This window comes from Chloroflexota bacterium, assembly GCA_013152435.1.
Lineage (GTDB): Bacteria > Chloroflexota > Anaerolineae > DUEN01 > DUEN01 > DUEN01.
This window is the reverse complement of sequence record JAADGJ010000001.1, coordinates 1-5,736: the sequence shown is the minus strand read 5'-3', so window position 1 is coordinate 5,736 and position 5,736 is coordinate 1. Positions and strand designations below refer to the sequence as shown.

Below are 5,736 nucleotides of genomic sequence, written 5' to 3'. Positions count from 1 at the left end.
TCATCCTGATCTCCTTGGTGTGGACGTGTTAGTATACGACTATGTTAGCAAACTCCCCCTTTCTTTGTAAACCTATATCAGGACGACACACTTTCTCCCGCCTTCGACCTGCCCAGCCTCGGCCCGAGTCCTTCGGAAAGGGCCGAGAGAGGCAGGTGCGGGCCGGAAAAGTGGGGTTTTCCGTGGAGGGGAGGCCCCCTCCACACCTCCCCCTGTGGAGCTGGTCGTTGAGGGAGACCCTCAGACACCTTGTCGGTAAATTTTCAGACGCGCTCTGAGTGGGCGGGATTCAGGTTGAAGCGTTGGTTTCCCGGAGTTCCCGGTTTCGGGTATAATCTCATGAGGCTCGTCTGTGGAGGGATTCCGTGGACGGGCGGAGATCTGAACAGGTGAGGGGATCATGCAACTGGATGACCGGATTCGAGAGACTTTACGAGGCCGCACGGTGCTGGTCACCGGGGCGGCGGGCTTTATCGGCAGCCATCTGACAGATGCCTTGGTGGAGCTGGGGGCCAATGTGCACATCTTCGTGCGGGCCTCCTCTCGCGGCCTGCAGAACCTCTCCCCGGAGGTGTTGAAGGCCGTCACTATCCATTGGGGCAACCTGGTGGATCCTTACTCCACCCGTGCGGCCGTTCGGGCCGTGAAGCAGGATGCGACGGAGCCTCCGATTATCTTCCACTTGGCGGCCCAGGCGCATGTGGGGGAGTCCTGGATTCGGCCGCTGGAGACGTTCATGAACAACACCATTGCCACGCTCAACCTGCTGCAGGCCATCGTGGACGAGGACCTGGAGCTCTTCAAGTTCGACCTGGCGGGGACGTCCGAAGAGTTCGGCAACATCAACGAGGATCAACGGGACTTCTATCGGTTCCGTGAGGACGGAGTGGTCGTCTTCGATGAGCGATCTCCGCTGAACCCGCAGAGTCCATATGCGACGTCTAAGGTGGCGGCCGATTTCCTGGGCAAGAACTACTACCAGGCCTATGGCGTCCCGGTGGTCGGGACCCGGATGTTCAACAACTTCGGCCCCCGGCAGAGCCCACGCTACCTGACCGGCACCATCATCACGCAGGCGTTGTCTCGAGATAAGGTCGTGATGGGCAACCCGGACGCGACCCGGGATTACACCTACGTGCTGGATGGTGTGCGAGGCCACCTCTATGCGACCGTGTTCGGGGAGCCCGGCCGGACGTATGCCTACGGGTTTGGCGACGACATCAGCAACAAGGCATGGGCGGAGATGATCCTGAAGGTGGGGCAGGATATCGGGATCTGGGGGGAGAAGGAGCTCATCATCGACCCCTCCCGGTATCGCCCTGGGACAACAGAGCTCCGCCGTTTGGGCGTGGATTACTCCACCTTCAAGGAGCACACCGGGTGGATGCCCGAGTACTCCCGGGAGGAGGGGTTGCGAGAGACGATCCTGTACTACCATCAGGCCCGTAGCCGATGGCTGGGGATGCAGGACTGGGCGTGAGGGATATCCTCTGGAAGTTCATTGGGCGAGGGGTTGCGAGTCGGGGTGTGGCGTTGTCGTCCTGGTTGGATCGTTTCGTGGCTGTGTACTCGAGATAGCTGTGTGATCGGATGATGATGGATCTGGAGCGTATTCGAAACTTCTGCATCATTGCACATATCGACCACGGCAAGTCGACATTGGCCGATCGGCTGTTACAGATCACCGGGACCGTGAGCGAGCGGGAGATGCGGGATCAGGTCCTGGATGACATGGATCTGGAGCGCGAGAAGGGGGTTACCATCAAGGCGTCGGCCGTGCGGATGGTGTACACGCACACGGACGGCGTGACTTATGAGCTCAATCTGATCGATACGCCCGGCCATGTCGATTTCTCCTATGAGGTCTCTCGGGCCCTGGCCGCGTGCGAGGGTGCCCTCCTGGTGGTGGATGCTTCTCAGGGCATCGAGGCGCAGACGCTGGCCAATCTCTATCTGGCCCTGGAGCACGACTTGGAGATCATCCCCGTGGTCAACAAGATCGACCTCCCGGCGGCCCGCCCCGATGAGGTGGCCCACGAGATCGCCGAACTGCTGGGCGTGGACGAGGCGTCGGTCATTCGTGTCTCCGCCAAGGAGGGCACGAATGTGGAGCAGGTGCTTCGGGCGGTAGTGGAGCAGGTCCCGCCTCCCAAGGGAGATCCCGAGGCCCCCTTGCGCGCCCTGATCTTTGACTCTCACTACGACGCCTATAAGGGCGTGATCGCGTACGTCCGTATGGTGGACGGGCGCGTTCGTGCCGATGAGCCGTTGCTGCTGATGTCATCGGGGGTGGAAACGCTTCCGATGGAGATCGGCGTGTTCACGCCCTCCATGCGTCCTACCGGCGAACTGTCGGCGGGGGAGGTGGGGTACATCGCCACGGGGCTGAAGACGGTGCAGGAGTGTCGGGTGGGGGATACCATCACCCTGGCGGCGAACCCGGCGACCGAGCCGCTCCCCGGCTATCGGCCGATGAAGCCCATGGTCTTCGCCTCCGTATATCCCGCCGAGGGCGAGGATTACAATCTGCTGCGAGAGGCGCTTGAGAAGCTTCAGCTCAACGATGCGGCGCTGACCTTCCAGCCGGAGACCTCGCAGGCCCTGGGGTTTGGCTTCCGCTGCGGGTTCCTGGGGCTGTTCCATATGGAGATCGTGCAGGAGCGGCTGGAGCGGGAGTACGATCTGGATATCGTGTTTACGGCTCCGTCGGTGGAGTATCGGGTGCGCAAGACCAACGGCGAGGAGATCATCGTGGACAACCCGGCGGATCTGCCGCCCGAGAACGAGATCGAGGAGATCGCCGAGCCGTGGGTGGAGATCTCCATCTTCACGCCGACGGAGTTCATCGGCACGGTGATGGAGCTGGTGACCCGACGGCGCGGCGAATTCAAGAACCAGGAGTATCTGGATCAGCGCCGGGTGCTGTTGACGTATAAGATCCCGCTAGGCGAGATCCTGGTGGATTTCTACAATGAGTTGAAGGCCCGCACGCGAGGGTATGCCTCGCTGGACTATCAGTTTGACGGCTACCGGCCGGCGGACATGGTCCGGCTGGACGTGCTGGTGAACCAGCAGCCGGTGGATGCCCTCTCCATGATCGTGCATCGTGACCAGGCGTACATCAAGGGACAGCGGCTGGTCTCTAAGATGAAGGAAGTGATCCCCCGTCAGCTGTTCACGGTCCCGATCCAGGCGGCGGTGGGGAAGAAGGTGATCTCCCGTGCGAACGTGAAGGCGCTGCGCAAGGATGTGCTGGCGAAGTGCTATGGGGGCGATGTGACCCGTAAGCGCAAGTTGCTGGAGAGGCAGAAGGCGGGCAAGAAACGCATGAAGAAGGTGGGACGTGTGGAGATCCCGCAGGAGGCCTTCTTCACCATGTTGCGTCTGGAGGAGGAATAGCGCTCGTCCACGAGAAGGGCATGTCTTTGACGTTGGGGCGCACGATCGTGCGCCCCAACGTTTTGGCATTTGTCCGGCTGCCGTCTCAGGTCATCCGGTGTCATACGGGCGCAGGCAATACCAGCAGCCGTTGTACCCCGCGTCCAGTCCCTCTTCCACGGAGAGGAAGTACACCTTGTTGTGGTCGGCCATCCGGCGGGCCCACGGGCACCACGCTCGGTGCATCTCCTTGCTGCGCCGGTTGCCGATGGGAGCGAATCGGGCGGTGGAGACGGCCCGGTGCGCATTGATCCGCCCCCATCCGTACTCATCATTGCGCCCATTGACATAAGGTCGGTTGCCGATCTTGTCGCAGGTCTCCCGCAGGATCCGGCGCACCAGCGCCGCCGGGAGATCCGGACGTACGGAGAGCACCAGCGCGCCCACACCGGCTGCCAGTGGGCATGCGGAGGAGGTCCCCCCGAACGAGTTCGTGTACAGCCCGTCATCGCCGCCCGATCCGTCGTCTCCCAGATTGTAGCCGCGGTCGGTGTAGGACACATCCGTGGTCCAGATCCCCTGGGTGCCGCCGTTGCTGGGGGCGACGAAGTCCAGCTCCGGGCCGTAGTTGGAATATCCGGAGCGACGCCCTTGATTCGTGGAGGCGCCCACCGCGATGGCGGCGTCGACTCGAGCGGGGAACGCCACGGAGCGGCCCCGCCAGGCGGGATCGTTCCCCGAGGAGAAGAAGACCAGCACCCCCCGGCCGTTGCGTGCGTGTTGGCTCACATCCTCGATGGCTTGGCGGACCGTGTCGCTTTCGGCGCTGGACCACGACCCGCTGAGCACGGCCGCGTGTTGGGCGGCGTAGCGGATGCTGTCGGCGATCACGCTGTTGGGGGCCAGGCTGGGAGCTCCCCAGATCTTGATGGGCAGGATGCGGCACTGATAGGCGATGCCGGCTACGCCGGTGCCGTTGTTCCCGCAGGCGGCTGCCACCCCTGCGCAGGGTGTGCCATGGATGTCATTGTCGTTGGTCTCGTTATAGGGGGCCGCGAAATAGCGCGGCCGAGGGTTATCATCGTCATCGAAGAAGTCGTACCCTGCGGGATGGATGTTGGCTGCCAGATCGGGATGGTCCACGTCTACGCCGTCGTCCAGGATCGCGATGGTGATGTCCGGGTCGCCCCTCGTGATATCCCATGCTTCTTGGGCGTGGACGTCCTCGCCGGCGGTTCCCCCGCCCTGGCCGGTGTTCTCCAGGTGCCATTGGTGGGCCAGGAGCGGGTCATTTGGTAAAAAATGTTTGCGGCCCTCCGTCAGGAAGTTGGGTTCGGCCCACTCGGTGAGCCCACTTTCATAGTAAGCGTTGGCCACGTCGATCACGCTGCGCTCTTGTGGGTTGGTCACGCGCAGGATATACTCCTGGGGGGACCATTTGCTCTGACGCACGATTTCGACGTCATACTGGGCGTTGAGCTCGGCGATCTGTTCGGGCGTCACGTCCGGCTTGAATCGCACGTTGAACTCGTCCGTGGGGATCAGCTGGAGCCCTTGTGTCGTCTCCCGGTAGACGGGGGTGACGAACTCCACGTCGGACCGATGGGCCAGGTCCTCCGGGTGTGCCGTTTTTCCCTCCGCGTTGCGTGTTGTGACCGTTTGGCAGCGCAGGATGACCAGATTGCGACGGGGGACTTCCACCCGCTCGACGGCGCCGGCGGCTCGCTCGGCCTCCTCTCGTTCGGACTCCACAGCGGAGCGGGCGGACCGCGTGGTCACCTCGGGCTCCCGGTAGCGGACGGCGTAACGTTCAGGGTCTCGTTGGAGGGGGATCTTACGCCCGCCAGCGTAGTAAAACGTTTCCTGCTCGGGCATGATAGGCCTCCTGGTTATGTAGAAAAGGGGAGAATGGTGTTGCGTTGTCGTCTGGATGGTGAGGATGTAGGCGGAACGACTGGCGTCAGTATAGCATCCCGCTCATCACGTTGTCAAACCAAGGAATTGTTCCGAAAAGTTAGGGAAACCCCATTTTTCGGCGTGAGGAGCGGTGTGCCCGGCGCTCTGCTTGAAGGGTGGTCATCTTGGCGTCTGGGAGCGTGTCTGAGAAATGCCGTTGTTTTTGCTGTGGGGAGGCCGGAGGGGCGGAACCTCTCCGGAAAAAAGTCCTTCTCCCGCCTTCGACCTGCCCGGCCTCGGCCTGGGTCCTTCGGAAAGGGCCGGGTAAAGGCGGGTGCAGACCGGGAAAGTGGGATTTTCCGTGGAGGGGAGGTGTGTCGTCCTGATATAGGTTTACAAAGAAAGGGGGAGTTTGCTAACATAGTCGTATACTAACACGTCCACACCAAGGAGATCAGGATG

General features: G+C 62.0%; 3 protein-coding genes. 2 read left to right on the top strand and 1 reads right to left on the bottom strand.

All coding sequences use genetic code 11. The annotated features are described in order from the left end of the window. The first annotated feature begins 400 nt into the window (after positions 1–400). Both GXP39_00015 and lepA read left to right on the top strand, forming a co-directional pair. The gene (locus GXP39_00015) at positions 401–1,480 is read left to right on the top strand and encodes an NAD-dependent epimerase/dehydratase family protein (protein ID NOZ26421.1); all 1,080 of its coding nucleotides are present in this window, start codon (positions 401–403) and stop codon (positions 1,478–1,480) included. Positions 1,481–1,596: 116 nt separating this feature from the next. Continuing rightward, positions 1,597–3,399 carry an elongation factor 4 gene (gene lepA, locus GXP39_00010; GenBank protein NOZ26420.1) on the top strand — a complete coding sequence of 601 codons (1,803 nt, stop codon included), beginning with the start codon at positions 1,597–1,599 and terminating at the stop codon, positions 3,397–3,399. Between the two features lie 90 nt (positions 3,400–3,489). Here lepA and GXP39_00005 read toward each other — a convergent pair whose 3' ends face one another. Beyond that, the gene (locus GXP39_00005; protein NOZ26419.1) at positions 3,490–5,253 is read right to left on the bottom strand and encodes a S8 family serine peptidase; all 1,764 of its coding nucleotides are present in this window, start codon (positions 5,251–5,253) and stop codon (positions 3,490–3,492) included. Positions 5,254–5,736: the final 483 nt, after the last annotated feature.

Coding starts and splice junctions, on each gene's coding strand:
- GXP39_00015 (NOZ26421.1), top strand. CDS start 401: ATGCAACTGGATGACCGGATTCGAGAGACTTTACGAGGCCGCACGGTG.
- lepA (NOZ26420.1), top strand. CDS start 1,597: ATGGATCTGGAGCGTATTCGAAACTTCTGCATCATTGCACATATCGAC.
- GXP39_00005 (NOZ26419.1), bottom strand. CDS start 5,253: ATGCCCGAGCAGGAAACGTTTTACTACGCTGGCGGGCGTAAGATCCCC.